At 67.2% G+C, this 876-nt stretch carries 1 protein-coding gene; it reads left to right on the forward strand.

Translation table 11 applies throughout. The features are described 5' to 3' along the window. Positions 1-876: AMP-binding protein (locus tag QR64_RS11905; protein ID WP_039585317.1), on the forward strand; the 876-nt coding region annotated here is incomplete at both ends.

Here is an 876-nt window from a genome sequence, read left to right on the forward strand (position 1 = left end):
TCAATCCGGCGCGGTCGACGGCGCGGCATCCGCTGTTCCAGGTCGGCTTCTCGTTCCAGAACCTGAACGAGGCCAGCCTGGAACTCGACGACCTCGCCATCGCCCCGCTCGACCTCGAGCACCGGACCTCGCAGTTCGATCTGCACTGGATCGTGCAGGACACCTACGACGAGGCCGGGGCTCCCACGGGGATCGGCGGTTTCGTGACCTATGCGACGGCGTTGTTCGACGAGTCGACGGTCGTGTCGTTCGTCGGGCGGTTCGTGCGGGTGCTCGAGGAGATCGTGGCGGATCCGTCGCGTCCGGTCGGGGATCTGGAGATCCTCGGTGCGGGGGAGCGGTCTCGGATCCTGGAGTCGTTCAACGACACTGCGCACGAGGTGGATGCGTCGGCGACGTTGGTGTCGTTGTTCGAGGCGCAGGTCGCCGCGAACCCGGACGCCGTCGCCGTCCAGGCCGAGGGTGTCGCGCTGACCTATCACGAGTTCGACACGCGTACCAACCTGCTGGCGCGGCAGCTGATCGCTGCAGGAGTACGCGCGGAATCCACTGTGGCACTGGGCATGCGTCGCTCGGTGGAGTTGGTGATCGGCATGGTCGCGGTCGCGAAGGCCGGTGGCGCCTACGTGCCGGTGGATCCGGATCAGTCTGCGGAGCGGACCGACTACATTCTCGGCACCGTCGATCCGGTGTGTGTGCTGACCACGCACCGTGACGATTTCGGCGTCGGCGGGCGTCCGGTGCTGTTCGTCGACGACGCGGCGACCGCGGATCTGTCCGCCGCGCCGATCACGGACGAGGAGCGGATCGTTCCGCTGCGCCCCGACCACACGGCGTATGTGATCTTCACGTCGGGTTCGACGGGTCGTCCGAAGG

The sequence above is a fragment of the Rhodococcus sp. Chr-9 genome (genome assembly GCF_000801125.1).
In the GTDB taxonomy this organism is placed as follows: Bacteria; Actinomycetota; Actinomycetes; order Mycobacteriales; family Mycobacteriaceae; genus Rhodococcus; species Rhodococcus pyridinivorans.